The sequence below is a fragment of the Schaalia sp. ORNL0103 genome (assembly GCF_019429565.1).
Classification (GTDB): Bacteria; Actinomycetota; Actinomycetes; order Actinomycetales; family Actinomycetaceae; genus Pauljensenia.
Window position 1 is genome coordinate 122248 of sequence record NZ_JAHXSA010000004.1, and the last position, 24399, is coordinate 146646.

Genomic DNA, 24399 nt, shown 5'->3' on the forward strand with positions numbered 1-24399 from the left:
CAATCGGGGCCATGAAGACACGCTCCATTGCGGCCTGCGCCGTCGCAGTCCTCGCCGTCGTCGCGATCGTCCTGACCGTCGTCGGCTACTACGGAACCCAACGCAGGGGACCGGCCCCCTCGACGACGGCCTCGGCCACGTCCGCGCCGATCCCCGTGTCCGCGGGGTCCGTGCAGGCCTACTACGATCAGGCGATCGAGTGGGGTGCGTGCGCCGACGGCACCTTCGACACCTTCCAGGGCGTGAATTCCTCGGACGCTAGCGAGTACCAGTGCGCCTTTCTGAAGGCTCCGCTGGACTGGGAGAACCCCGACGGAGACCAGATCACGCTGGCGCTCGCGATCCACCGCTCCGGCACCGAGAATGCGCCCGCCCTGTTCATCAACCCGGGCGGCCCCGGAGGCGCCGTCGTCTCCTCGCTGCCCTACTACGCGACGCAGGGAATCGGCGAGGCCGTGGTCAACGCCTACGACATCGTGGCCCTCGACCCGCGTGGCGTCGGCGACTCGACCCCCGTGTTCTGCACGACCGACGCCGAGCGCGACGAGCGTAACGCCGGAGAGGACGAGGACGTCGACACCGGCGACGAGTCCCCGCAGTCCGCGGTCGCCTCTGCCCATGAGGACGCCCAAGAGGTCGCCGCGGGGTGCCGCGAACACTCTGGCAACCTGTTCGAGCACATCGACACCGTGAGCGCTGCCCGCGACTTCGACATGGTGCGCGCGGTCCTCGGCCAGGAGAAGCTCAACCTCCTCGGATACTCCTACGGCACCTTCCTTGGAGCCACCTACGCGGGGCTCTTCCCCGAGCGCGTCGGTCGCTTCGTCCTCGATGGAGCCCTGGACCCCACGCTCAGCGCCAACGAAGTCTCCGCCCTCCAGATGCGAGGCCTCGACGCCTCGCTCCAGCACTGGATCTCCGACTGCGCCACCCAGGCCACCTGCCCGATGGGACGCAACCTCCAGGAAGGCATCGAGACCGTGCGCTCGTTCCTCGACTCCCTCGAGGACAACCCGATGCACACGAATGACCCGAACCGTCCGCTCACCGAAAACCTGGCCGTCACCGCGCTCACCGGCGCCATGTACAACACGCAGTGGTGGCCTCAGCTCACCCAGGCCTTCGGGATGGCGTGGCAGAAGAACGACGGTAGCGGTCTGCTCGCCATCGCTGACACGTTGAACTCGCGCAACCCCGACGGCACCTACCAGGACAACTCCTTCGACGCGATTAACGCGATCAACAACCTCGACTACTCGCCCGAAGGCACCATCGAGGAGTGGGCCGCCCAGGTAGAGACACTCAAGAACGAACTGCCGATCCTCGGCAAGTACGTGGGCTACCCGTCGGCCGGCCTCGAGGCGTGGCCCACTAAGCACGCGCCCCGCTCGCGCATCACCGCGCAGGGAGCCGATCCCATCGTCGTCATCGGCACGACCCACGACCCAGCGACCCCCTACTCGATGGCTCAGGGCCTGTCGGGTCAGCTCGCCAGCGGCGTCCTCGTCACCGTCGAAGGCTGGAACCACACCGCCTACCGCCGCGGCGCCAACCAGTGCGTCACGCGCGCCGTCGAAGATTACTTCGTGAAGGGAACCGTGCCCACCGACGGCCTCATGTGCCAGTAGGGACGTGACTCACGACATCCCCATGGCGGGTGTCTTGGTTTGCGCTCGGCGCGATTCGTCCAGTAGAGTTGTGCCGTTGCCTGCACGCCCCGGAAACGGTGGAACGGCAGGCGCGGCCGCCTTAGCTCAGTCGGCAGAGCGATTCACTCGTAATGAATAGGTCGTGGGTTCGATTCCCACAGGCGGCTCAGATACGCCCACCCGGTTCCGGGTGGGCGTTTTTGTATGTGTGTGCGGTGTCGCGGTGCTGCTTGTGGCTTGTTGCCCCACGGGTGTTCCGGGCGCCGGAGGGCCCGGCCGCCCGCGAGGCTAGGCGTCCTCACTTCGTTCGGTGCCGCGCCTCGAAGCCCGCCCGTGCCCTCCGGTCCCTCCGGTGCCCTCCACACCAGTGGCGCTTGGTTGCTGATGTGTGGCTTGGCGCGTCGTCTCAAGGCCCGCCCTGGCCCTGCCACCGCCCATCAATTTCGCACGTAATTCCCCTGAGGCTTGTTCAAACATTGAATTTACGTCGTTGGAATTGCAACGTTTTCGTGAGGTCTTAAACAATGACCGAGATAAATTACGTGCGAAATTTATCTGGCGCTTGTCTCACCGTTGTGCGTGGAGCTCCGCAGCTGGGTCTACCAATCCCTCCGCGCCGGAAGCAATGGGAGTTTTGCACTACACGAAGCCTGCTGGCGGCGTGTCGCCGGCGTGTCGAACCCTCGTGTAGTGCAATTCCCCCCGATTGGTGCCGCCGCCAGCCACGGGTATCGCGTCTGGGCCCTGCAGACCAGGCGGCCCGGTTATCTGAAACCCCTGTCGCCTTTGCGGGCGCAGGCCGTGCCTCAACTGAAACCGTCATCGCCTTTGCGGGTGAGAAATGGGCGTTTTTGGAGCGTTTTTCGGTTGCAGTGGTGTTGTTGGTTTCAACGGTTGCTTTTCAAGGGCGCGCAGTGGTGATGGGGGTTTCATGCTGGCCTGCATCAGTGGTTGCGGAGGAGTCATTGGTTGCATCGTCGCCGCGGGCGGGGTCCTGTGCGCGAAAAAGTTCGCCCTGCTTGGTCTGATGGTGGGTGTGAGCGCGAAAAAGTTCGCCCGGCGTACGAAAAATGGCCGAAAATCGGTGGTTTGTGGCGTGCTGGACGAGTTTCTTCGCACCAACCGGTGTTGTGCCAAGGACTTGTAGACAATGCGGCGCACTTCAGGCTTGCTGTGGTGGGGGTTTTGCAGCATTAGAAGCTGGCTGGCGGAGTATCTACGGCGTGTCGCAGCTCTAATGATGCAATTCCCCCCGTTTGGTGGCGGCGGAGCCGCGAGTTGAGGGGGTGTGGTCGCCAAAGTGCAGACCCATTGGGTGAAGAGAGTCCAAAAACGACTGGTTTTGCTGAATGGGTCTGCGATTTGGCGGAATCGATCGCTGTCGCGGTGTGTTGGTCGCACGTCACCCCCGAACATGCGCCTCACTCTCTTGTTGTGCACAGCCCAGCATGTAGAGGCATCAATCGCTTGACATCTTGTGAATCATGCTATACGACGGTTCTATCTAGCAATGAAGCTAAGTCTGGAAGGGACTGATCATGATGGATGGACTCATCTCATTTGGTCTAGGACTCTTAACGTTGGTTGCTGCTTTCTGCTTGGCTGGTCTAGCGCGAGCGATGCGAAATGACAAGTTGCCACCGAATATGTGGGCGGGAATCAGGACGAAGGCAGCACCAGAATCGGAGTCGTCCTGGTATCAGGTTCAACGAGCAGGTTCAGTGCCGCTCTTTTGCTTAGCCGTTGCTTATGCAGATTCAGGTTTACTCTTTATCCTTCAAGGAATCTACCATGAGACTATTTCTGCACTTATCCCGGTAGCTGTGTTTAGCGTGCACAGTCTTGTTGGAATTATATGGATATATAAGGCAGGCTATAACTCCGAGCCATCACAAAACCAGGTCAAGTCCTGTGGAGTGGTGTAATCGTTTTGTGTCCTTCGGGTTGGGTTATGCGCTGAGTTGGAGTGGGGTGTCCTCCTGTTGGGTGGGTTGTGGTGTGAGTCGTGATTTGGTGAGGATGTCGAGGCTGAGGTAGCGTCGGCCTTCGGCCCATTCGTCGTTTTGTTCGGCGAGGACGGCTCCGACGAGGCGGATGATTGCGTGGCGGTTGGGGAAGATTCCCACGGTGTCGGTGCGTCGGCGGATTTCGCGGTTGAGGCGTTCATTGGGGTTGTTGGACCAGATCTGGGTCCATACCCCGGTGGGGAAGGAGGCGAACGCGAGGACGTCTGCCCTGGCTTGATCGAGGTGATCACACACGGCGGGGAGCTTGTCGTGGACGTAGTCCAAGAGCCGGTCGTATTGTGCGTTGACCGATGCGGCGTCGGGTTGGTCGTACACCGAGTGCAGCATCGCTTTGACGGCGGGCCATAGTGCTTTGGGGGTGACCGACATGAGATTAGCGGCGTAGTGGGTGCGGCATCGTTGCCAGGTGGCTCCGGGCAGGTTGGCGGCGATGGCTTCAACCAGGCCCAGATGGGCGTCACTGGTCACCAGGCGCACGCCGGTCAGGCCCCGGGCGACCAGGTCAGAGAAGAACTCGTTCCAGGCTGGAGCGGTCTCACTGGTAGATACGCGTACCCCCAGCACTTCTCGGTGTCCGTCATTGTTGACTCCGGTGGCAACCAGGACCGCGCACGAGACGACGCGTCCTCCTTCGCGCACTTTCATGGTGAGCGCGTCAGCGGCGACGAAGGTGAAAGGCCCGGCATCGTGGAGGGGGCGGTTGCGGAACTGATCGACGTGTTCGTCTAGGTCTGTTGCCATGCGTGAGACCTGGGACTTGGACAGTCCTGTGATCCCCAGGGTTTTGACGAGCTTGTCCATACGGCGTGTAGACACTCCTGCTAGGTAGCAGTCAGCGACCACTGTGATCAAGGCGCTTTCGGAGCGTTTGCGCCGTTGCAGCAACCATTCTGGAAAGTAGGTGCCTGAGCGCAGCTTGGGGATCGCCACGTCAATGGTGCCGACCCTGGTGTCCAAGGGCCGGTGGCGATACCCATTGCGCTGGGCCTGGCGCTGCGGATCTTGTTGACCCCACTGGGCCCCGCACACCGCATCAGCGTCCGCTGATAACAACGCGTTGATCACGTGCTGGAGCAAGGAACGCATCAAATCCGGGGATGCCTGGGACAACGCCTCGCCAAGCATGCCAGCAGGGTCGATAATATGAGGAGCGGTCATCGTTGTGCCTCCAAATCGTTTCGAGTCAGAAGTAGAGAGCTTTCTCGAAGGATCACACGGTGACCGCACCCATATCAAACGAGCCGACCACCACACGGTTACACCACTATGCGGGACGCTACTCAAAACCAATGTGGAACCAGTGAGTTCTGCGAGAGAATTGAGGAAAACTGAGCAGCTAAACCCGCCTAGTGGAAGCTGGGCGCGGCTGCCCATGCTTCGCCAGGTGGGTTAACGTGCGCGTGAGAGGGGTTTGATGAAGCTCCGGTTGTATATCGGCGCGTTGTGCCGTCGTGCTCCTGCAGGTGCCTGGGCCCAAATGTCGGCCACGATCGCATGAGGCAACCGTGGCCTCGGGCAACATTGGTTAGGCGAACCTGGCCTGAAAAATGAAAGCGTCAATGACCTTAAAACGCTGAAATCCGAGGATTATTCCCTCGCGACTACAAGATAGTGAAACATTTGACTAAACGGTGGATAGCACTAGAAATCCTGGGACCAAAGGGCCAAGATGGATGTGTCTGAAGGGCACGGCCCCACAAGGGTGAGCCCCGTACCGAATACACATGCATAGGAGAAACAACATGACCGTTGAGTCCACCGGCTTCAAGGCTTCCGACGTTCTCGCAGGCAACCTGCAGAAGGTCCTCACCGACGTGACCGCGCTGTCCCTCGTGGGCAAGCAGCTGCACTGGAACGTCACCGGCGAGGGCTTCCGCTCGCTGCACCTCTACCTCGACGCGGTCGTGGACATCGCCCGCGAGGCCTCCGACGAGGTCGCCGAGCGCATGCGCGCCCTCCAGGTCGTCCCCAACGGCCTGCCCGAGGTCGTCGCCCAGCGCAACACCCTGCCGACCGTCCCCGAGACGATCATCAAGACCACTGACGCCGAGGAGCTCGCCATCGCCGCCATCAACGCGACCGTTGGCACCATGCGCGACGTGCACGAGAAGGTCGACGCCGAGGACTCCGCCTCCGCCGACATCCTCAACGACTACATCCGTCGCTTCGAGCAGCAGGCGTGGTTCATCCGTTCGCAGAACGGCCAGGCCTGAGCCTGACTCCTCCGTGAGGAGGGAGCGAGCCGCGTAGGCTCGCATCAACAACGTGGGGTGCCCCGCCTGTCACAGGCGGGGCACCCTTGTATGTGGGCGCGAGGGGCGTGGGCCCTATTGGGGATTGAAGGCCGCTGCAAGGATTCGGCACTGCCCGAAGCACGCAGGCCCAGGGAGGTGACACCGCGTCAGCGACACGGGGGAGAGTCAACATTAGGCTGGTGGCGTGACGAATTCCCAGGACGCAGCAGCCACCACGTCGACGTCGAACCACGCGCAGCAGGGCGAGGCGCAGCCTGCCCTCGTCCTCGTCAACCTGGGGACGCCGACCGCTCCCGAGCCCGGCCCGGTGCGCGCATTCCTACGCGAGTTCCTCTCCGACCGCCGCGTCATCGAGATGAGCCCGCTCCTATGGAAGCCCATCCTGGAGGGCATCATCCTGCGCGTGCGCCCGCGCGAGGTTGCCGGCAAGTACCGCAGCATCTGGATGGATGAGGGCTCGCCCCTCATGCACTACACCCGCGAGCAGGCCCGCCTCCTCGGCGAGCGCCTGCCGGGCGTGCGCGTCGAGGTTGCGATGCGCTACGGGCAGCCCTCGATCGGCTCGGTTCTGGATCGCCTGCACGCCGAAGGGGTGCGCCGCGTGGCGATCCTGCCCGCCTACCCGCAGTACGCGGCGTCGACGGTGACGACGATCAACGACGCGGTCGCCCAGTGGATCGGCCGCAACCGCGACGGATTCGAACTGCGCCTGCACCGCTCCTTCCCCGCCGCCCCCGCGTACATCGAGGCGCTCGCCACCGCGCTTGAGCGCCATTGGGAGCGCGTGGGGCGCCCGAACTTCCTGACGGGGGACCGCGTCGTCGTGTCCTTCCATTCGATCCCGGTTGCCATGGACGAGGCCGGGGACCCCTACCGCGCCGAGTGTCGTCATACGGTCGCCGCCCTCGAGTCGCGCCTGGGCCTGGCGATGGGGTCCCTGACGGCGACTTTCCAGTCCGTGTTCGGGCGCGCCGAGTGGCTGGGCCCGCAGACGATCGAGGAGATGGCCGAGCTGGGCGCCGCGAAGTGCCCGCGCGTGGACGTCATCTGCCCGGGCTTCATGGCGGATTGCCTGGAGACGCTCGAGGAGATCGACCAGCTCAACCGCGAGACCTTCATCGAGGCCGGGGGAGGGGACTTCCACTACGTGCCCTGGGGCAATGACTCGGAGGGTGCGGTCGCGTCCCTGGAGGAGCAGGCGCGCATCGCGCTGGCCGGCTGGGTGTAGGCGCGCGCTGTCACAATCGACCGGCGGACGAAACCCTCCAGCGGATGCGGCCCCGGCCTCGTAGCGTGGAGGCATGAGCACGCCTGACTGTACGACCTTCTCCACGCTGGCCATCCACGCCGGGTTCGACCCCGACCCCATCACTGGTGACGTGGTACCCCCGATTCACGTCGCATCGACGTTCGTGCAGGATCGGCCCGGCGAGCTGCGAGAAGGCTACGAGTACGGGCGCTGCGGCAACCCGACGACCAACGCGTTCGCGGGTGCGCTCGCGGCCCTGGAGGGGGCGACGCACGGCTTCGCGTTCCCGTCGGGCATGAGCGCCGAGGACACGGTGATCCGCCTGCTGGCGCGTCCCGGCGACCACGTCGTGCACTCGACCGACGTGTACGGCGGCACCCACAAGCTCCTGAGCGTCATCAAGCCCGCCGAGGGCATCACCTCCGAGGCCGTGGACCTCACCGACCTGGCCGAGGCCGAGCGGGTGATTCGTGGGTCGCGCCCGCAGATTGTGTGGGTGGAGACGCCCTCGAACCCGTTCCTGCTGGTCACGGATATCGCTGCGATTGCGGCCCTCACGCACGAGGTCGGCGGCTTGCTGATCGTGGACAACACTTTTGCGACGCCGGTCCTGCAGCGCCCCCTCGAGCTGGGTGCGGACGTCGTCGTGCACTCGACGACCAAGTACGTGGGTGGCCACTCCGACGTGGTCGGCGGCGCGTTTGTCCTGCGCGACGGCCTGGAGCTGCCCGCGCACGTCGAGCCCTTCTTCGGTGAGCGCGACGCGGCCGCCGAGGCCGTCAAGCTGCAGATGGCCCTCGGGCACGTGCCCTCCCCGCGCGACACGTACCTGGCCCACCGCGGCCTCAAGACGCTGGCCCTGCGCGTGGAGCGTCACTGCGAGAACGCGCAGAAGGTCGCCGAGTTCCTTGCCACCCACCCGAAGGTCACGGCGGTCCACTATCCGGGGCTGGCCTCGGACCCGGGCTTTGAGCTGGCGGCCGCGCAGAACCCGGCCGGCGTGGGCGGCGTGCTCTCCTTCCAGGTTGCCACCGAGGAGGCGGCGATCGAGCTGACGACGCGCACGCGCGTCTTCGCACTCGCGGCATCCCTGGGTGCGCCGGAGTCCCTCATTGAGCACCCGGCGATCATGACGCACTCGACGCGCGTGGGAGGTGTGGGCGGCGTGCCCGGCACGCTCCTGCGCCTCGCGGTCGGCCTGGAGGCCGCGCAGGATCTGATTGCGGACTTGGACCAGGCGCTCGCGCAGATCTGACGCTTCGAGTTCCCCACAAATCTCGCACGTAATTTAATGTGGTCAGTTTTTGAGTGCGCCCAGAAATGTTGCAATTCCGGGCATGCGATTTCAAAAGTTGAAGGATTACTGAGCGAATTACGTGCGACTTTGAGGGTGGGGACGAGGCGGGGGTTCCCCGGGCGGTGACGCGCGGTTAGGGGTGGGCCCGGCGGCCCAGTGAAGCCCGGCGGGTCAGCGGGCGCTTCCGCCTACTGACGTGCTGCGGCTCAGCGGGCCTGATGGCCCAGTGAAGCCCGGCGGCTCAGCCAGCTTGCGGCGGCCGTCGCGCCACCGACGGCGAGGACCGCGGGGACGAGGATCGTGGCGCCCTGGCCGGTGAATTCGATAACCAGGATCAGGCCCGTGAAGGGCGCCTTCATGGAGGTGCCGAGGAACGCTGCCGCGCCAATAAACGCGAAGGCGGCGATCTCGGATCCGGGCCAGGCGGCCGCCCACGGCAAGCCGATGACGGTGCCCAGTCCTGCGCCGAGCGCGACTGCGGGGGTGAGGACGCCGCCCCAGCCTCCCGCGCCGATCGTCAGGAACGTGGTAGCCGTCTTGGCGAGGAGGACCAGGAGCGCGAACGCGAGTCCCGCGCCGGCCGCCCACGTCGCATCGAACTGCGTCTGTGCGCTGGCTTGCCCGTTGCCGAGCACTGATGGAATGCGGGTGGAGACCAGGCCGACGACGACGAACGCGAGCGGCAGGGTGATGAGGATGCGCCAGTCGCGCGGTCGGATTGCGCCGGTGCGTGCGACGGCCTCTTTGAATGCCCATCCCGCGGCGCCGAGCACCGGTCCCATGAGTGCGCCGAAGACCGTCAAGGAGAGCGACGGCGTGAGGGTCGGGACCGTGTAGAAGAAGGCCGGCCTCGTGAATCCCGTGGAGATGAGGACCGCGATCCCCGAGGTGATGAGCGCGGGGGCGACGGCGCGCGCGGATAGGGAGACGAGGAGGATCTCGAGGGTGTAGATCGCGCCCGACAGGGGGATCGAGTAGACGGCAGCCAGGCCCGCGCCCGCGCCGCACGCGACGATGATGCGCCGGTCCTCGGGGGTGAGGCCCAGGCGGTCGGCGGCGGCCGCGCTGAACGCGGCGGCCATCTCGCGCGGGGCGACCTCGCGGCCCACGGAGGCGCCGAGGCCGACGATGAGAACCTGGGTCAGGGCGTGCCAGGTGGCGCGCAGGGGAGGCATGGGGGTCCCACCCACCGCGCCGGAGACCGAAGTGATGGCCTTGTGACGGCGGAACAACAGGAACCAGGACAGGGCGCCGACGACACCGGCCAGCGTCAAAACCCCGACGCGATGGGCGGGAGAAACAGCACTCACGGCCTCCAGGAGGGTGCCGCCGTGCATGTCCCAGGCAACCGCCTGGATCCAGTGGAGCAGATGGATGCACGCCAGGCCGACGAGGCCGGCGATGATCCCGGTGAGAAGTGTTGCGACCGCGAGGCGGCGCGTGCTCACGGACATGGCGTGTCGGAGTCGAGGCGTTCGCTCACCCGCGTGAACAGGCCGGTGAGCATGTCGATCTCCTCGGGCGTGATGTCATCAAGGAACAGGCGGCGGATGACGTCGCGCTGGACCAGGGCGGCCTCGTCGAAGAGAGCCTTACCGGACGGCGTCAGGGAGACGAGGCCTCCGCGACCGTCGCCTTCACACGGGCGGCGCTCGATGAGGCCTCTGGATTCGAGGCGCTTCATCGTGTGGGTGAGGCGTGAGCGCGAGAAGACGACCTGGTGGGCCAGTCGGGAGGGGCGCACGCCATCCTCGCCGGCACGGTCGGTCATGAGCAGCACGGAGTATTCGGGCATCGACAGACCGGCCTGGCACTTGAGGGCGGCTTCGATGCGCTCGGTGAGGCGAGCCGTCGTGGTGAAGTAGAGCTCCCAGGCCGCCGCTCGGGGGTGGTGTGCTCGGCTCACTGGGTCTCCTCGTTCGATGCTTTCGGGTGAGGCCGAATCGGCCTCGGGCTGCCTACGAGTATAACTTTCAATTAGACCCAGGTATAAATCGGTGCAGTGCACGTCACGTTCTCAGAATGAATGATCGAATGATCTGAATTGTTTGAATTGCGTTACTCTAATTGCAGTGCAATAAGCATGTGAACTCGTCAGAGAATGAAACCAAATACTTCGAGAGGAATGGATACATGAAAAAGACGAAGAAGATTGTCGAAATTGTCGACGACTTCGATGGTACCCCCGCCGATCAGACCGTTCGCTTCGCCTTTAATGGCGCGTCGTACGAAATTGATCTGAGCCGCGCGCATTTCGAGGAATTTGCCGAGGCCATTCAGCCCTACATTAAGGCTGGTCGCAAGGTGGGTTCGACCCGCCGCCGTGGCAACGCCGGCAACCCCACGCAGCGCCTGGAGAACGCGAAGATTCGCGCCTGGGCAAAGGAAGAGGGGCTCGAGCTGTCCGACCGCGGTCGCATTCCCGCTCCGATCGTTGAGGCCTACCGCAAGGCCCACGCCTGATTCGTGATGCAATTGCGGGCGCGCTGAAAAGGCGCGCCCGCAATTCTTTTACACGATGAGGGGTGGCACGCATTATGCGTGCCACCCCTCATGTCCGTTGGATGTCAGTCCTTGGAGACGACGTTATGCGCGCCCAAGTCGCTGCCCACCTGAGGAGCGTTTCCGTCCTCGTACTGGATAGCGTTATTGGAGCCCGTGAAGGACACGGTCTGGACGGACTTCACGTCGACGGCATTCTGGGAGCCGTTGATCGTGATCTCGGAGACGGCCTCGCCCTCAATGTGGTTGTTCGAACCGTTGACGACGACGGACTTCGTGCCCGCGGGGATCTCGACGTGCGCGTTGGACTCGTTGACCGTGAAGGCGCCGGAGGCGTCGGACTTGCCCGAATCCTTCGACGTGTCGGACTTGCCGGAGTCGGTGGACGAATCGGTCTTGGTGTCCGTGCGCGGGTTGCTTGAGGCTTCGGGGGCGGACGAAGCTGCGGGGGCGGAGGAGTCGCCGCCGGAGACGTTCGCGGTCTGGGAGCAGCCGGTCAGGGCCACGGTGGCGACGGCCAGGGCAGCCGCGGCGGGAAGGAAGGACTTCAGGGACATGGTGTCTCCCTTTCGTATGTTGATCAGTTGGTCAAACTCAATCAGAGTACTAGAAGGCGGGGATGAAGATCTCGACGCGGCGGTTGAGCGCACGGCCAGCCGGGTTATCCGAGCCGTCGGCGTTCTCGTTGGGCGCAACGGGCTTCGACTCGCCGTAGCCGGTCGCATCCAGCATCGCGCTCACGCCGTCCTTCTTCAGTTCCGCGGACACGGCATCCGCGCGCTCCTGCGAGAGCTGGAGGTTGAAGGCCTCGTCCGAGATGGAATCGGTGTGGCCGTAGATGTGGGCGGTGGGAACCTTCGCGTTGTTGAGCACGCCCGCCAGGCTCTTCAGGGTCTGGGCGGCTTCGGGGCGGATGTCGGACTTGCCGAAGTCAAAGAGGACGCCGTCCTCCAGGGTGATGACCGTGCCGCAGGACTCGACGGGCTTGAGGGACTCGACGGCCGGGAACTTGCCGAGCTTGCCGACCTTCTCGACCTTCGGAGCGTCGTTGACGGTCACGCCGTTGACGGTGGCCGTTCCGTTGCCGTTGTTCTGGATCGTCAGCTTCTCGTCCGAGTAGCTGCCCGTGCCGTCACCGTTGTTCATGATCGTGACGGTGCCCTTGGAGAACTGGCCGGAGCCGTTACCGTTGTTGATGATCGACTCCATGGAGGTCGAATTGGAGTAGTTGCCGCCGCCATTGCCGTCCAGGATGATGCTGGTCGTCGTCGTGGAGTAGGTGCCCGAACCGTCGGCCTCGACGGTGATGGTCACCATGGTGTCGGCGTTGGAGTAGGTGCCCGAGCCGTCGCCGCCGTAGATGATGGAGATGGGGCCCTCGGTGATGACGCCGGATCCGGTGCCGTCGTTAACGACCGTGCCCTTATCGTTGGAGGAAACGGCGGAGCCGTCGCCGCCCAGGACCGTCGAGCCGGACACCAGGGACGTGCCGTCGCACTTGGCGGGGGAGACCGTCACGCCCGGAACGGAGGCGAGGGACGAGGAGGCTGCCTGGACGACGGCCTTATCCGCGTTCGAGGCGAACACGTCGATCGCGGGAACCGAGAAGAGCGGGATCGGGGGGATCTCGCCGGGGCGGTAGCCCGGGACCGTCGGAACCGAGGCGGGAGTTGCGGACTGGGTGGGTGCAGCCGTGGTGGCCTCGGCGGTGGGCGCAGCCGCGGGAGTCTGGGGCTTCGAGGAGCCGCAGGCGCCCAGGGCGAGCGTGGTCGCAGCGACGAGAGCGGAGGCTGTCAGGGTGCGTCGTGTGATGATCATGAACCTAACCGTACGGGAAAATGCGAGGGGCACACACTGTTCCGGTAATCATGTAAAACCGCGGAATCTCAAGGAACTCAGGGGCATTCCGAGGGGCACTCAGGGGGTAATCAGGGTATGGCCGGGGTCTTTTTTCGCACAAGATAAGGGGCCTCGTTCCGCGGTGTTGGGGGCGAGGCCTCGTCCCTCTCGTGGTCCGGTGTCCAAGCTGTGGCGTGATCAACCCCACGGGATGTATGAGGAGGGTTGGAACCTGTGGGACAATGGAGACATGAGCTACAAACTGGTGCTGCTCCGCCACGGCGAGAGCGAATGGAATGCAAAGAACCTCTTCACCGGTTGGGTGGATGTTCCGCTGTCGGACAAGGGCCGCGCGGAGGCTACCCACGGTGGCGAGCTCCTCAAGGAAGCGGGCGTGAAGCCTGACCTCCTGTTCACGTCGATGCTGCGTCGCGCCATCATGACCGCGAACCTCGCCCTCGACGCTGCCGATCGCCACTGGATCCCCGTTGAGCGCAACTGGCGCCTCAACGAGCGTCACTACGGTGCGCTCCAGGGTAAGAACAAGAAGGAAATCCGCGACGAGTACGGCGAGGACCAGTTCATGCTGTGGCGCCGTTCCTTCGACGTGGCACCGCCCGCCATCGAGGCCGGCTCGGAGTACTCGCAGGACACCGACCCGCGCTACGCCGGCGAGCCCGTCCCCATGAGCGAGTGCCTCAAGGACGTCATCGCGCGTCTGCTGCCCTACTGGGATGAGACCATCGTTCCCGCGATCAAGACCGGCAAGACCGTCATGATCGCCGCGCACGGCAACTCCCTGCGCGCCATCGTCAAGCACCTGGATGAGATCTCCGACGAGGATATCGCCGGCGTCAACATCCCCACCGGCATTCCGCTGGTGTACGAGCTCGACGAGGAGACCCTCAAGCCCATCAAGAAGGGTGGCACCTACCTGGATCCCGAGGCCGAGGCGAAGATCGCCGCGGTCGCCAACCAGGGCAAGTGAGCTGAGCGGAGCCCCGGCATCGTCTGCATGGACGAGGCCGGGGCTTCGTCATGCCCGGAAAACCCGGCTTTTCGGGGTGTGATGCCCGTCCTTATGGCGCACGTTTGACCGTGAGCAGGGTCGCATGCTGGGACGAATTGCGGTCGTGCTTGAAGTTGGTTTGTGTCGATCCTTGTATGCGTGTAACGTTGAGCTTTCACACTGTATGGGTCGGTTTTGCTCGCCAGCTGGTAGAATAGTTGTGCTATCCACGCAAGCACTCAGGAGTCCATCCATGTCGTTTGAAATCGGTCAGACGGTCGTCTACCCGCACCACGGCGCAGCCACGATCGAAGAGGTCATGACGCGCACCATTCGTGGTGAGGAGCGGACGTACCTGAAGCTGCGTGTGAACCAGGGCGATCTTGAGATTCAGGTTCCCGCCGAAAATGTCGACATGGTCGGCGTGCGCGACATCGTCGACGAGGACGGCCTCGAAGAGGTCCTCTCCGTCCTGCGCGCCCCCTACATCGAGGAACCTACCAACTGGTCGCGCCGCTTCAAGGCGAACCAGGAGAAGATCGCCACCGGCGACATCGTGAAGGTCGCCGAGGTCGTGCGTGACCTGACCCGCCGCGACGACCTGAAAAAGCTGTCCACGGGCGAGAAGCGCATGCTGACGAAGGCCCGTGGAATCCTCACCTCCGAGCTGGCCCTGGCGCGCAACATTGAAAAGTCCGCCGCCGCGGAGCGCCTCGACGCCGTCCTGGCTGAGGGTCGCATCGAAGTCGAAGAAGATGCCGTCGAAGAGTGATGCCCGCGCGGTCCTGACGGCCGCCGGCTCCGGCTCTCGCCTCGGTTGCGAGGGCCCGAAAGCACTCGTTGAACTCTCGGGTCGCCCCCTTGTGTGGTGGGCGGCCCGCGGCCTACGCGCCGGGGGAGTGGGCGCGATGGTCGTGACGGCTCCGGCCTCGTCGATCGAGGAATTTCGTAGCGCCCTGTCCGATATTGACGATCTGACCGTCGTCGCTGGCTCCGATCGCTCGCGCCAGGAGTCCGTGGCCCTCGGCCTGGCCGCGCTTGGCCGCTGCGAGGCGGATGCGGTCGTCCTCGTGCACGACGCGGCGCGGCCCCTGACACCCCCGCAGGTCACCGAGCGCGTCATCGACGCGGTTGCCGGCGGCGCGGGCGCGGTCATCCCCGTCCTGCCCGTCACCGACACCCTCAAGACCGTGGATGCCGCCGGAGTGGTCGTCGGCACGCCGCGTCGCTCCGACATGGTGGCCGTGCAGACCCCGCAGGGCTTCCGCTGGGACGTTCTCATTCGCGCGCACGAGGAGGGCGCCTCCCTGGGCGCCGACGAGGCCCGGGCGGCCACGGACGACGCCGGCCTCGTTGAGGCGATCGGCGGGACCGTGCATACGGTCGCGGGCGACGAACGCTCCATGAAGGTCACGCGCCCCCTCGACCTGGCCCTTGCGCAGATCCTGGTCGCCGAGGAGACGAGCGCCTAAACACATTGCCCGGCTCGCATGGATTGAGCAGGGGGGGACGTGTCAGGGAGCCGTCAGGAGCGAGCGGACGAGCTGCGCGCCCTCCGGCTGACCGAGCTTCGCGCGTTCCTCCGGCTTGTCGACGAAGTAGTCGATGAGGCGCCGCAGCAGAACAAAGCGCATGGGGGCGCCCGTCATGTCAAAGACCAGGCCGTCCTCGAGACCGTCCACGGAGACATGCATATGCATGCACGGGAAGAAGGCATAATCCTCCACGGTGAAACCTTCAATGCGGGGGTGCAAGTCCCACGGGATGGGCGTCGGAGAGCTGTCCGCGAGCGGGTGAATCTCCATATGATCGGGTGAGAACACGATGAATGGGCCGCGGTGAATACAAGAGGGGCGCCACGGATTGATGACGCACAGCATGAAAGATATTGCCGACAGGAGGAATCCGCAGAAAATATGAATGATCGCGTGCACGATCGGGACCTGAAGTGCTAGCTCGACGATGAGGGAGATCGGTCCGGCGGTGATTCCGAAAGCGTAGGAGTAACGACGCACACGAACCTGAATAAGGGATGGATAGAGTGCCATTCCTCGTGGCTCCGCGTGCACGACCGGCCCCCTGTGACGGCGAACGGACTCCACGATGCCGATCACGAGGGATGCTGGGCCTATCAGGAGGCAATAGACAAATAAGAAGACGAGCAGGCTGGGCGGCAGAATCCCGCCTAAGAAAAACAAGACGATCACCGCGACGGGACAAGCGGCTGCGGCGAAATACCAGTTGAGGGGCTCCATTTGGCGCCCGCCGGCAACGGGAACGCTCAACATCGGGCTTTTCTCCATCGTCTTCTCCTTCCTGGGTGACATCCCAGCATATGGCATCCGGTCAGGACGCGCTGGCGGTTCCCCGGCCTCGTTGTGGGGGTTCTTCCAGCAAAGGGCCCGCGTCTCAGGCGTCCGGATCCTGCCCTCGCAGGAGCGCGCGCACCACGTCGACGCCGGTCTCGGTGCCGAGAACGCGCCGCCGCCGGGGGTTGGATACGAAATAGTCGATAAGTCGCTCGAAGGCGACGTAGGAGAGCCCCGGATCCTTGAGGCGCAGCCACGTGACACCGTCCTCGCCATCCTTGGTGCAGTGAATGGCGGTCGCTCCCTTGATGGTCTCACCCATGCCAACGATATAGCTCCAGGCGACCGTCTCGATACGAGGGACGAAGTCTTTCTCGGCGATTGCGAAACCCTCGGGGACGAGAATAATCATTTGCACATGAGCGCCATGTTCACGCGGAAAGTAGATTTCCGGGACTTTCACGAGTAGATAGATGATGAAAAAGCCCGTGCCGAGCGACATTAGGAAGCCATTTTTTGTGCTCGACGAGAATGCGAGAGGAATGAGGGAGATAGCAATGCCGCTCAAGCCCCATGCGATGCCGGCAGCACGACTCCGGGCAAAGGTGGTGTCCGCTGTGATCAGTAGCTCGGTGACTGTGCGTTCCTCCTGGCGCGACGTAGTGGCAGTGATCCTCGGCGGGCGGCTGGGTGCGCGCGAGTAGGCAACAGCGGCTGGAATGAAGGTGACGAGGAGAATGCAGAGGATAGCGAGCCCGTAACGCAGGCCGAGGGTGGGGAAACCGAGCGCGATGAGTGCAACGAGGACAAGTGCTGCCGCGACTCCGACGGCATAGAAGCACGCGGGGACGATCCATGCTCGGCGCATGATGGCGTCTGCTTGGCTCGGGGTCAGAGGTCGGCGGATGAGGGTTAGGGGGAGCATGCGCCTAGACTGCCGTCAGGATGTCGGTGATGAGCTGTGGGCCCTGCGGTGTTCCGAGCGTTGCTCGATCCTCGGGATGGGCGACAAAGTGGTTGATGAGCCGCGCGAGTTGCCAGTAGCAGATGGGCATTCCCCTCATCTCGAAAACGAACGCATCCTCGGAGTCTCGGGTGGATACGTGCATCAACTGGTGTGGCTCATTGGCGGCGACGAAAAGCTCGAAACCCTCAATCTGGGGGTTGCGATCCCACCGGATGCGTGTCGGGTTGTCGTGCAGGAGGGGCTGAATCGACAGGTGATCGGGGCCGAGCGTGATCAGTGGCGACCGGTGAATGTGTGAGGGGCGATACGCCGACATTTTGAGCATTGTGTACCCGAGGAATGAATACGAAAAGCCCAGGATCAAGCCGCCAATGGCGTCTGGATGAATGAGGAACAGAAGGAGGGCGATGGGGCCACAGCTCATCAAGAACACGGAGCTGATCGACGAGACGTAGAAGGGGAAGATAAATGGGTAGAGGGCTATCCCTTCCGGCTCGACGTGCATGAGGACTCCACGGTGCTGTCGAGCGATCTCGGCGAAGCCGAGTGTCAGGAAAACGAGCGCGAGGAGAATCGGGACTGCGACGAAAAAGAACGTGTAGGCGATCGGAAAAACACTGCGGATACAGAAAAAGAAAACTGCAAAACCAGCGCAAATGGCGGCGGTAACAAAGCACGTGCGCGCCTGCGACAGCTTCTCGTCTGCCTCGGACAGGCTACGCAATGAACTTTCCGCCATCGTCTTCTCCTTCATGGGTGACATCCCAGCATATGGCATCCGGTCAGGACGCGCTGGTGGTTCCCCGGCCTCGTTCCTGGGGTGGCCCGAGGAGTAAGTGAGCTACGAAACGTGGTAGGTTCACCCTGGACGCACACGCGCCGCCGAGCACTCCCCATCGAAGGAGCCCGATCCCATGAGCACAACGCCCACCACCCCACACCGCGTGATCACACGTAAAGTCGTCGACTGGGCGGCCTGGGACTGGGGCAGCGCCGCCTTCAACGCGGTCGCCACGACCTTCGTGTTCACGACCTACCTGACCAGCGACGGCGTCTTCACCGACGCGGGGACCGCCTCGACGTGGCTCAGCAACGGCATGACCATCGCCGGCCTGTTCATCGCCCTGCTCGCCCCCATCACCGGCCAGCGCGCCGATCGACGAGGCCGTGGCGGAGTCTGGCTCGGATGGTTCACGGGCGCGGTCGTCGTCTGCATGCTCGCCATGTACTTCGTGCACCCCGAGTCGGTCCTTGGGCCCCAGGGTGCGCTCATGCTGGGTATTGCGCTGCTGGGCCTGGGTAACGTGTTCTTCGAGTTCGCCTCGGTGAACTACAACGCGATGCTCAACCACCTGGGCGAGAAGGAAGACCGCGGCAAGATCTCCGGCTTCGGCTGGGCAGCCGGCTACATCGGCGGCATCGTCCTGCTGCTCATCCTCTACGTCGGCCTCATCGGCGTGAACCTGCTGAACGTACCCACCGACGCGCACTTGAATATCCGCATCTCCATGGTGATCGCCGCCCTGTGGCTCGGTGGCTTCGCGATCCCCGTCATCGTGAACCCCCCGCTGCCCAAGAAGGTCCATGCCGGCGGCGACGGTGAGTCGATCATCGACTCCTACAAGCTCCTGTGGCGCACCGTGCGCACCCTCAAGAACGAGGCCCCGCACACCCTCTTCTTCCTCATCGCCTCCGCCGTCTTCCGCGACGGCCTCGCCGGCGTCTTCACCTTCGGCGCCGTTCTGGCCAAGACCGCCTTTGGGTTCAGCGCCAGCCAGGTCATGATCTTCGCGATCGCCGCGAACATCGTCGCCGGCCTCGCGACCGTGGCCTTCGGCTGGGTCGACGACAAGATCGGCCCGAAGAAGGTCATCATCCTGTCCCTGAGCGCGATGGTCGTCGCCGGCTTCGGCGTCTTCTTCCTGCACGCCCGCGGCCCCGCCGTCTTCTGGAGCCTCGGCCTGGTCCTGTGCGTCTTCGTCGGCCCCACGCAGTCCGCGTCGCGTTCCTTCCTGTCGCGCATCATTCCCGCCGGCCGCGAGGGCGAGGTCTTCGGCCTCTACGCGACGACCGGTCGCGCCGTGTCCTTCATGGCTCCCGCCATGTACAGCCTCTTCCTCATGCTCGGCAAGCGTATGACGCCCGCCGGCGAGGACTACACCTACTGGGGCATCCTCGGCATCATGCTGATCCTCGGCGTCGGCCTGGCCCTGACGATACCCGTGAAGGCGGACCGCGCGACCCTGGCACACATGGAGGACTGAGCTCCTCGACGAGGCCCCGCGCCCACTAGCGATACGTCCCCGACGCAACCGAGTGAGTCTCGGGCGTCGGGGACGATCCTTTGATGATCCGCTTACTTGCGGTCGGGAGTGAAGGCGATAACCGATCCGCTGCGAGCCCCGACGAGCAAGTCGTCGTACACCCACACGAAGTTCGTCGCCTCGTTCAGGTCCTGCGACACGTACGTCATCGGGTCCTCCGCGTTGAAGAAGAACGAGTCCGTGAGGTTCTCTGAGTAGCCCTGGATGTAGAGCGCCTTGCCGTCTGAGCTGGCGCGCACCTGAGTGACGGACCAACCAGCTCCCCCTCGAGTCTCACGGAACGACTCGCCCGGGTTGAGCGTGAGGTTCTTTCCGTTGCTGAGAGTGAGCGACAGGAGATAGCCGTTGTCATCCTTGGAATAGGTGCGCTCCAGAGCGCCCGACGTCCACCGGGCGTTGCCCTGCGTCAAGAAGGCTCCGAGGTCAGCCACACTCGGGAGATCGCGGTCGGTCGTCGGGAACTTGTCGAGCTCCCAGCCGGCGGCAAACGTGCCGACAACCTGGCCCGCGGTGTTGTAGGCGATCGTTTCCTTCTCTCCGGCCACGAGGAGTCCGTCGCTCGCCAGGGTGAGCCTTGAAGCGAACGGGATGCTCGTGGAGGGGGCGTCCCCGAGCGTCGTCAGTGCGCCCGTGGCCGGGTTGATGATCTGCGGGGCGTGGTGGGCCTCGTCGACGGGAACGACCACAGCGGTGTCCGCGCCAGTGCCGATGACGGCCGTCGTGGGTTTTGTTAATGCCGTGTGGGTGAGGCCCATGCGGCGCTGGGGCGAGGTCTGAGTGGTCCAGAGCGTTGTCCACTCTCCAGAGTCACGGGACCATCCGGAGCAGGAACTGAAAGTGTCGCAGGTGACGAGGACGCCGCCCGCCACCCCCATCGGGAGGTCGAAGCCCCAGGGCGCCTGAGTCTGCTCGCCGGTCGACCGATCGACGATGATGTCGCTGAGCAGGATCGCGTCCTGGGTCGAGACGGAGGACGGGAACGCCTCGGCACGAATCCGGGATGGCTTCGGCCCGGTCGTGCTCCACTGAACGACCGGCTCGGCACCCGAGACGTCGTAGGCGGACACGGTAGCCACGGCCTCGGCGCCACTTCCGTAGGTCAATGTGTACAGGGTCGAGCCTTCGGTGATCAGCTGCGCGGGCAGGAGGGAGTCGTCCTGAGCGGGAAGCGTCCACGCCGTCGCAAACCCTGAGGCCCACGCGCTTGACAGCACGTTCGTGCGGGTGGCCTGTCCGTGGTAGCCGATCACGTCCGGCCGTGCTGTGCGTTCAGGGCCGGTGTAGTGCGGAGGGGGAGTCGCCGCCGGGCCGGGGAGCTGGAGGGCGCTCGTGCTCAGCGAGAACGAGGAGGAAGTAGCGAGGATCGATACGAAAGCGGCGCCGAGCAGGAAGAAGCGGGTCTTCCGAGAACGTGTGCGCCGCGGGGAGTCAGTCCCGTACTGGAGGTCGTTGGTGCTCACAAGCTGTGCCTTTTCTATCGTTGCTCGGTGCAGGAGAGTCACGAGGCCTTCGGCGTGAATGCCACGATGCCGTCGATCGTCACGCCGATGGCCAGGTCATCGAAGGGCCACGAGAGGTGCTCTGCGTCGCGGAACTCGTCCGATCCGTGTCCCACACCGCTCGCCGTGTCGAAGAAGAACCTATCGCCCCTGTTGGCGTGATCGACGGACTCGATGTACACGACCGACGTGTCGGCGCTGGCGCGGACCTCGGAGGGCCAAAAAGTACTGATGTAGTGATGCTGGTCGTTATTCCCGGCATCAAGAGTGAATGGGGGACGCCCGTCGCTCGGCGTCACCGTGATGCTAAAGGGGGTGCCGGCCGCAGCGTGTGTCGGGGCTGTGACCGACGCGTTTGACCACGCCGGGCGGGCGCCGCTCAGGAAATCTCCGAGTTCGGCCGTGGTAGGCATCCGCCCGTCGCGCGTTGGTATCCTCTTCATCTGCTTGTAGGACTGGGTCCCCGTGATGAAGCCATCGGCGTCGTAGGTGACGAAGAAGTCATCGTTGAAAGCCAGGAGCCCATCGCTGGTGATCACAAAAGACACAACGTTGTTCTGCCTGTCCCCGAAAGGACTCACAGAACCGACGTTCGTGATCTGCCCGGTTTGCGGATCGAGGAGCTGCGCCAGGTGTGTCTGTGAATCGACGGGCAGGACGACCGCCTGGTGCTCCCCGGTACCGATCACGGGCGTATCGGGGTAGGTGAGCTTGTCTAACGTGGACAGGGTGCCCTTTTGGCTGGCAGTGGCCGTCTCCCACTGACGCACCCACGACGAGGCCTCCTGCGTCCAGCCCGAGCACGCCTGTTTGTGGTCGCAGGCCACGACGATGCCATCAACGGTCGCGAGCGCCTCCGACCCCTCCCAGGGAGCCGAGGACTGCGCTCCCGACGCCTTGTCGATGATGATGCTGTCGATGAGGAATTGATCCCCGTAGGACACGAAGCTGGGTCGCCCGAGCGACTTGGGGAGGGGCCCCGTCGTGCGCCACAGCTCGCGCGGCTGCTCGGAAGAGATGTCGAAGGCCGCTGCAGTGACCTGGTGGGCGGCCGGATCGGGGTCTTCGAAGAGGGCGTACAGGGTGGTGCCCTCCACGGTCGTGAGTGCCCGGGAGTCGTACTCCGAGGACGGGAAGGGGATCCTCCACGCCGTCTCGACGCCCGAGGCCCAGGCGGGGGAGAGCGATCCCGTGCTCGTGGCGTCCCCCGAGTATCCGACGGTGGGCGCCGAGGTGTATGACCGCTGATCGTCCGGTGTGGGGGAGAGGGGCTGAGCCGGTGGAGGCCGATGATAGCCACAATCGCGACGGCGGACAGGAAGACTACGAGAAGGGCCAGCTTCGTGCGGTTCTTCGGGCGAGGTTGGGGCGGGCCGGGGTGGGGGTTTGGGGGTGCTCCGCTCGGCGGCACCCACTCCGCGGCATGCGTGGGAGTGCGTGTGCCCGTGTGATCGTCATTGGTCATGAGTAGTTTCTATCACATAGCAGTGTCGGTGTGATAGACGGTTTGCTACCTCAGGAGGACGCCGGTACGAACGCCTTGAGGCCGCTCTCGGTCATGCCGATGATCATGTCGTCGAAGACCCACATGACCTGTTTCGGCGAGTTGAGTTCGGGTGAGGTGTAGATGAGGCCGTTGACGGTATCGATGAAGAATCTACTCTTGTCCTGGTAGGTGAAGGTATCGGCGTAGAGAACCGAAGCATCCGTGCTGACGCGGACCTCCTTCGGATCGAACAAGCACGAGCTGGTCATGTAAGGGCTCAGCGCTCCGGGGACCGGGGTCGTGTGCGTCGACCCATCGGAGGTGAGGGTGACCTCGATGGAACAGTCGTTCTCGCCCACGAGGTCTACCGTGCCCGTCGACCAATTCGCGCGCTGGTAGGTCATGAAGGTCGTCAGGTCCGCGGTGCTCGGGTAGGTGCCGTCACGGCTCACCGCGGGAAGATACACCTGTCCTGTGGAAGTGAAGGTGGATTGGAGGGTTCCCTCACTGTCGAAGGCCATTCCCTGTTTCTTGCCGATGTCGACGACAATGAAGCCGTCGCTTCCCACCTCTACGTAGTGACCGGTGCCTGGCGTGCCGGGTTCGGGCAGGGTCGTTGCCTCGCCGGTATGGATGTTGATGATCTGCGGGGATTCCTGATAGCTGGAGGGGACCAGGACGGAGGCGAGTTCACCCGTGCCGGAGAGCGTGGTGCCTGCGGGCGCATAGCCCAAAACCTGGTTACTCAACCCGTAGGACGTCTGTGGATTCGTTGTCGTCGTCCACAGAGTCGTCCAATCGCCGGAGGCGTGCGTCCATCCGCTGCACGAAGATGTCGTCGAGCAGGTCACCACGATGCCGTCGGCCTGTGCGAGGGGAAACTCCTTGCCCCACGGGGCCTGTGTCTGCTCACCGGTCGCCTTGTCGATGACCAAGTCATGGAAAAAGAGCTGGTTCTCGCCCGACACGAATGCGGGTGAGTACGTCTCGATTGCTGAATTTTTCGTGGGTCCGACCGTGTCCCAGAGGAGAGCCGGGTCCTCCCCGGACAGGTCGTAGGCCAGAGTTCTGACGGCGGAACCTTTCTGGCCCTCGATCGTGTCGTAGCCGGCGATGTAGAGGACCTGACCTTCGACGAACATCTGCGGCCCGAACTGAGTCATTTCTGCAGGCAGCTCAAGCGTCCACGCGGTCGCCACGCCCGAGGCCCACTGCGGCGATATGGAATGCGTGTTCGTGGCGTTGCCTCGGTATCCGGGCCAGCGGGGCGGCAGCCCCTCCGCATACTCGCGCACCTCGGAGTTCGCCTGCGTGCTGGCGCTCGACGAGGTCTGCGTGCCCCAAGGTGTCGATGATGAACCGTCGCGAGTGGACGAGAGGAATGACGCGCCGAAGCCGATCGCGATGAGAGCGACGAACGCGATGAGGAGGTTCGGCTTTTTCTGCCTCGGGGGCACCGAGGTTCGCGGGGTTCTCGCGGGCGTGGGCTCGAAGGTAATGGTGGGCCTGGGCGCCTGCGCGCCTGTGGGTGCCTTCCGTGGCGAGGCCGTGGTGGCGGTTGGCCTCGGTGCTTGCTTGCCTGTGGTCCCTTTCCTCGACGAGGCAGTGGCGGCTTTGTGGGAGGCGCTGCTCGTACGGGCTGCTGTAGCTCCCGCCGCTGCTGTAGCTCCCGCCGCGGGGGCTGCATCCGGCTGAGAAATCTCGGCCGGCGCGGGTGGCGTGACGGTGAGGAACTGGTTGAGGTCCGGCATCGCCACCTCTGGCATCGCCAGTTCCTCTAACGCTTCCAACTCTGGCAGCTGCGGAACTTCGGGCAGATCCGCGACCCCTGGAAGATCCCCAAAGTCCGGGAGCTCAGGAATATCGACCTGTGACACGTCGTTCCACGCGTCGGAGGAATGAATGCGCGCGGGGTCGTCGGATGTGTGGTGCAGGTCGTCGTTGCTCATGACACGTTTCTACCACGTTGCGCGCCCGGCGGGCGCTC

The 24399-nt window shown here is 64.2% G+C and carries 23 protein-coding genes and 1 tRNA gene; 13 read left to right on the forward strand and 11 right to left on the reverse strand.

Annotated elements, in window-relative coordinates:
* Positions 1–11: 11 nt before the first annotated feature.
* The 4 genes from JJJ16_RS10005 (at position 12) to JJJ16_RS10020 (ending at position 3574) form a co-directional block, all read left to right on the forward strand.
* Positions 12–1628, forward strand: coding sequence for an alpha/beta hydrolase (locus JJJ16_RS10005; protein ID WP_219752674.1), 1617 nt, complete (start codon positions 12–14; stop codon positions 1626–1628).
* A 115-nt stretch (positions 1629–1743) separates the two neighbouring features.
* Positions 1744–1816 (forward strand) — tRNA-Thr (locus JJJ16_RS10010).
* Between the two features lie 674 nt (positions 1817–2490).
* Positions 2491–2796: a hypothetical protein gene (locus JJJ16_RS10015; protein ID WP_219752676.1), complete on the forward strand. Its 306-nt coding sequence runs from the start codon at positions 2491–2493 to the stop codon at positions 2794–2796.
* Between the two features lie 472 nt (positions 2797–3268).
* Positions 3269–3574, forward strand: coding sequence for an SdpI family protein (locus tag JJJ16_RS10020; protein WP_264081534.1), 306 nt, complete (start codon positions 3269–3271; stop codon positions 3572–3574).
* A 24-nt stretch (positions 3575–3598) separates the two neighbouring features.
* Here JJJ16_RS10020 and JJJ16_RS10025 read toward each other — a convergent pair whose 3' ends face one another.
* Positions 3599–4834, reverse strand: a complete 1236-nt coding sequence (locus JJJ16_RS10025) for an IS256 family transposase (protein ID WP_219750904.1) — start codon at positions 4832–4834, stop codon at positions 3599–3601.
* A 584-nt stretch (positions 4835–5418) separates the two neighbouring features.
* Here JJJ16_RS10025 and JJJ16_RS10030 point away from each other — a divergent pair.
* From JJJ16_RS10030 to JJJ16_RS10040, 3 genes are all read left to right on the forward strand, one after another.
* The gene (locus JJJ16_RS10030; RefSeq protein ID WP_219752678.1) at positions 5419–5889 is read left to right on the forward strand and encodes a Dps family protein; all 471 of its coding nucleotides are present in this window, start codon (positions 5419–5421) and stop codon (positions 5887–5889) included.
* A gap of 226 nt (positions 5890–6115) precedes the next feature.
* Positions 6116–7159: a ferrochelatase gene (gene hemH, locus JJJ16_RS10035; protein ID WP_219752680.1), complete on the forward strand. Its 1044-nt coding sequence runs from the start codon at positions 6116–6118 to the stop codon at positions 7157–7159.
* A 73-nt stretch (positions 7160–7232) separates the two neighbouring features.
* Entirely contained in the window at positions 7233–8435 is a 1203-nt protein-coding gene (locus JJJ16_RS10040; protein ID WP_219752685.1) for a PLP-dependent transferase, read from the forward strand.
* Between the two features lie 248 nt (positions 8436–8683).
* Here the strand turns inward: JJJ16_RS10040 and JJJ16_RS10045 are convergent, their stop codons facing one another.
* Together JJJ16_RS10045 and JJJ16_RS10050 are read right to left on the reverse strand one after the other, a co-directional pair.
* Positions 8684–9931: a chloride channel protein gene (locus JJJ16_RS10045; protein ID WP_219752687.1), complete on the reverse strand. Its 1248-nt coding sequence runs from the start codon at positions 9929–9931 to the stop codon at positions 8684–8686.
* Positions 9922–10383 carry a MarR family winged helix-turn-helix transcriptional regulator gene (locus tag JJJ16_RS10050; protein WP_219752689.1) on the reverse strand — a complete coding sequence of 154 codons (462 nt, stop codon included), beginning with the start codon at positions 10381–10383 and terminating at the stop codon, positions 9922–9924. Before JJJ16_RS10050 ends, JJJ16_RS10045 begins: the two co-directional genes overlap by 10 nt.
* A 227-nt stretch (positions 10384–10610) precedes the next feature.
* Between JJJ16_RS10050 and JJJ16_RS10055 the strand changes: the two genes are divergently transcribed.
* Entirely contained in the window at positions 10611–10940 is a 330-nt protein-coding gene (locus tag JJJ16_RS10055) for a histone-like nucleoid-structuring protein Lsr2 (protein ID WP_219752691.1), read from the forward strand.
* Positions 10941–11044: 104 nt separating this feature from the next.
* Here JJJ16_RS10055 and JJJ16_RS10060 read toward each other — a convergent pair whose 3' ends face one another.
* Positions 11045–11536: a DUF3060 domain-containing protein gene (locus JJJ16_RS10060; protein WP_225905311.1), complete on the reverse strand. Its 492-nt coding sequence runs from the start codon at positions 11534–11536 to the stop codon at positions 11045–11047.
* Positions 11537–11585: 49 nt separating this feature from the next.
* Positions 11586–12797, reverse strand: a complete 1212-nt coding sequence (locus tag JJJ16_RS10065; RefSeq protein WP_219752693.1) for an OmpA family protein — start codon at positions 12795–12797, stop codon at positions 11586–11588.
* Between the two features lie 271 nt (positions 12798–13068).
* Here JJJ16_RS10065 and JJJ16_RS10070 point away from each other — a divergent pair, with 271 nt between their 5' ends.
* From JJJ16_RS10070 to ispD, 3 genes are all read left to right on the forward strand, one after another.
* A complete protein-coding gene (locus tag JJJ16_RS10070) occupies positions 13069–13806 on the forward strand; it encodes a phosphoglyceromutase (protein ID WP_039929858.1) in 738 nt (245 codons plus the stop codon).
* 274 nt (positions 13807–14080) lie between these two features.
* Entirely contained in the window at positions 14081–14599 is a 519-nt protein-coding gene (locus JJJ16_RS10075) for a CarD family transcriptional regulator (protein WP_003791906.1), read from the forward strand.
* A complete protein-coding gene (gene ispD / locus JJJ16_RS10080) occupies positions 14583–15299 on the forward strand; it encodes a 2-C-methyl-D-erythritol 4-phosphate cytidylyltransferase (protein WP_219752695.1) in 717 nt (238 codons plus the stop codon). Before JJJ16_RS10075 ends, ispD begins: the two co-directional genes overlap by 17 nt.
* A gap of 42 nt (positions 15300–15341) precedes the next feature.
* Here the strand turns inward: ispD and JJJ16_RS10085 are convergent, their stop codons facing one another.
* From JJJ16_RS10085 to JJJ16_RS10095, 3 genes are all read right to left on the reverse strand, one after another.
* Positions 15342–15875, reverse strand: coding sequence for a hypothetical protein (locus JJJ16_RS10085; RefSeq protein ID WP_219752697.1), 534 nt, complete (start codon positions 15873–15875; stop codon positions 15342–15344).
* 361 nt (positions 15876–16236) lie between these two features.
* Positions 16237–17061 carry a hypothetical protein gene (locus JJJ16_RS10090; protein ID WP_219752699.1) on the reverse strand — a complete coding sequence of 275 codons (825 nt, stop codon included), beginning with the start codon at positions 17059–17061 and terminating at the stop codon, positions 16237–16239.
* Positions 17062–17065: 4 nt separating this feature from the next.
* On the reverse strand, positions 17066–17857 hold the full coding sequence (locus JJJ16_RS10095) for a hypothetical protein (protein ID WP_219752701.1): 792 nt from the start codon (positions 17855–17857) through the stop codon (positions 17066–17068).
* Between the two features lie 160 nt (positions 17858–18017).
* On the opposite strand from JJJ16_RS10095, the gene JJJ16_RS10100 reads away from it, so the two are divergent.
* Entirely contained in the window at positions 18018–19367 is a 1350-nt protein-coding gene (locus tag JJJ16_RS10100; RefSeq protein WP_219752703.1) for an MFS transporter, read from the forward strand.
* Positions 19368–19459: 92 nt separating this feature from the next.
* Here JJJ16_RS10100 and JJJ16_RS10105 read toward each other — a convergent pair whose 3' ends face one another.
* Both JJJ16_RS10105 and JJJ16_RS10110 read right to left on the reverse strand, forming a co-directional pair.
* Entirely contained in the window at positions 19460–20887 is a 1428-nt protein-coding gene (locus JJJ16_RS10105) for a hypothetical protein (protein WP_318836551.1), read from the reverse strand.
* A gap of 38 nt (positions 20888–20925) precedes the next feature.
* Complete coding sequence (locus tag JJJ16_RS10110; protein WP_225905312.1) at positions 20926–22023, reverse strand: hypothetical protein; 1098 nt, start codon at positions 22021–22023, stop codon at positions 20926–20928.
* 4 nt (positions 22024–22027) lie between these two features.
* On the opposite strand from JJJ16_RS10110, the gene JJJ16_RS10220 reads away from it, so the two are divergent.
* Positions 22028–22174 (forward strand): hypothetical protein, encoded by a 147-nt coding sequence (locus JJJ16_RS10220; RefSeq protein ID WP_225905313.1) that lies wholly within the window; start codon positions 22028–22030, stop codon positions 22172–22174.
* A gap of 267 nt (positions 22175–22441) precedes the next feature.
* Here the strand turns inward: JJJ16_RS10220 and JJJ16_RS10115 are convergent, their stop codons facing one another.
* The gene (locus tag JJJ16_RS10115; protein WP_219752705.1) at positions 22442–24361 is read right to left on the reverse strand and encodes a hypothetical protein; all 1920 of its coding nucleotides are present in this window, start codon (positions 24359–24361) and stop codon (positions 22442–22444) included.
* Positions 24362–24399 lie beyond the last annotated feature (38 nt).

Bases quoted from the DNA above. Each gene is read 5' to 3' on its own strand.
- JJJ16_RS10005 (WP_219752674.1), top strand. From the start codon at position 12: ATGAAGACACGCTCCATTGCGGCCTGCGCCGTCGCAGTCCTCGCCGTC.
- JJJ16_RS10015 (WP_219752676.1), top strand. From the start codon at position 2,491: ATGGGCGTTTTTGGAGCGTTTTTCGGTTGCAGTGGTGTTGTTGGTTTC.
- JJJ16_RS10020 (WP_264081534.1), top strand. From the start codon at position 3,269: ATGCGAAATGACAAGTTGCCACCGAATATGTGGGCGGGAATCAGGACG.
- JJJ16_RS10025 (WP_219750904.1), bottom strand. From the start codon at position 4,834: ATGACCGCTCCTCATATTATCGACCCTGCTGGCATGCTTGGCGAGGCG.
- JJJ16_RS10030 (WP_219752678.1), top strand. From the start codon at position 5,419: ATGACCGTTGAGTCCACCGGCTTCAAGGCTTCCGACGTTCTCGCAGGC.
- JJJ16_RS10040 (WP_219752685.1), top strand. From the start codon at position 7,233: ATGAGCACGCCTGACTGTACGACCTTCTCCACGCTGGCCATCCACGCC.
- JJJ16_RS10045 (WP_219752687.1), bottom strand. From the start codon at position 9,931: ATGTCCGTGAGCACGCGCCGCCTCGCGGTCGCAACACTTCTCACCGGG.
- JJJ16_RS10055 (WP_219752691.1), top strand. From the start codon at position 10,611: ATGAAAAAGACGAAGAAGATTGTCGAAATTGTCGACGACTTCGATGGT.
- JJJ16_RS10060 (WP_225905311.1), bottom strand. From the start codon at position 11,536: ATGTCCCTGAAGTCCTTCCTTCCCGCCGCGGCTGCCCTGGCCGTCGCC.
- JJJ16_RS10065 (WP_219752693.1), bottom strand. From the start codon at position 12,797: ATGATCATCACACGACGCACCCTGACAGCCTCCGCTCTCGTCGCTGCG.
- JJJ16_RS10070 (WP_039929858.1), top strand. From the start codon at position 13,069: ATGAGCTACAAACTGGTGCTGCTCCGCCACGGCGAGAGCGAATGGAAT.
- JJJ16_RS10075 (WP_003791906.1), top strand. From the start codon at position 14,081: ATGTCGTTTGAAATCGGTCAGACGGTCGTCTACCCGCACCACGGCGCA.
- ispD (WP_219752695.1), top strand. From the start codon at position 14,583: ATGCCGTCGAAGAGTGATGCCCGCGCGGTCCTGACGGCCGCCGGCTCC.
- JJJ16_RS10085 (WP_219752697.1), bottom strand. From the start codon at position 15,875: ATGGCACTCTATCCATCCCTTATTCAGGTTCGTGTGCGTCGTTACTCC.
- JJJ16_RS10090 (WP_219752699.1), bottom strand. From the start codon at position 17,061: ATGCTCCCCCTAACCCTCATCCGCCGACCTCTGACCCCGAGCCAAGCA.
- JJJ16_RS10095 (WP_219752701.1), bottom strand. From the start codon at position 17,857: ATGAAGGAGAAGACGATGGCGGAAAGTTCATTGCGTAGCCTGTCCGAG.
- JJJ16_RS10100 (WP_219752703.1), top strand. From the start codon at position 18,018: ATGAGCACAACGCCCACCACCCCACACCGCGTGATCACACGTAAAGTC.
- JJJ16_RS10115 (WP_219752705.1), bottom strand. From the start codon at position 24,361: ATGAGCAACGACGACCTGCACCACACATCCGACGACCCCGCGCGCATT.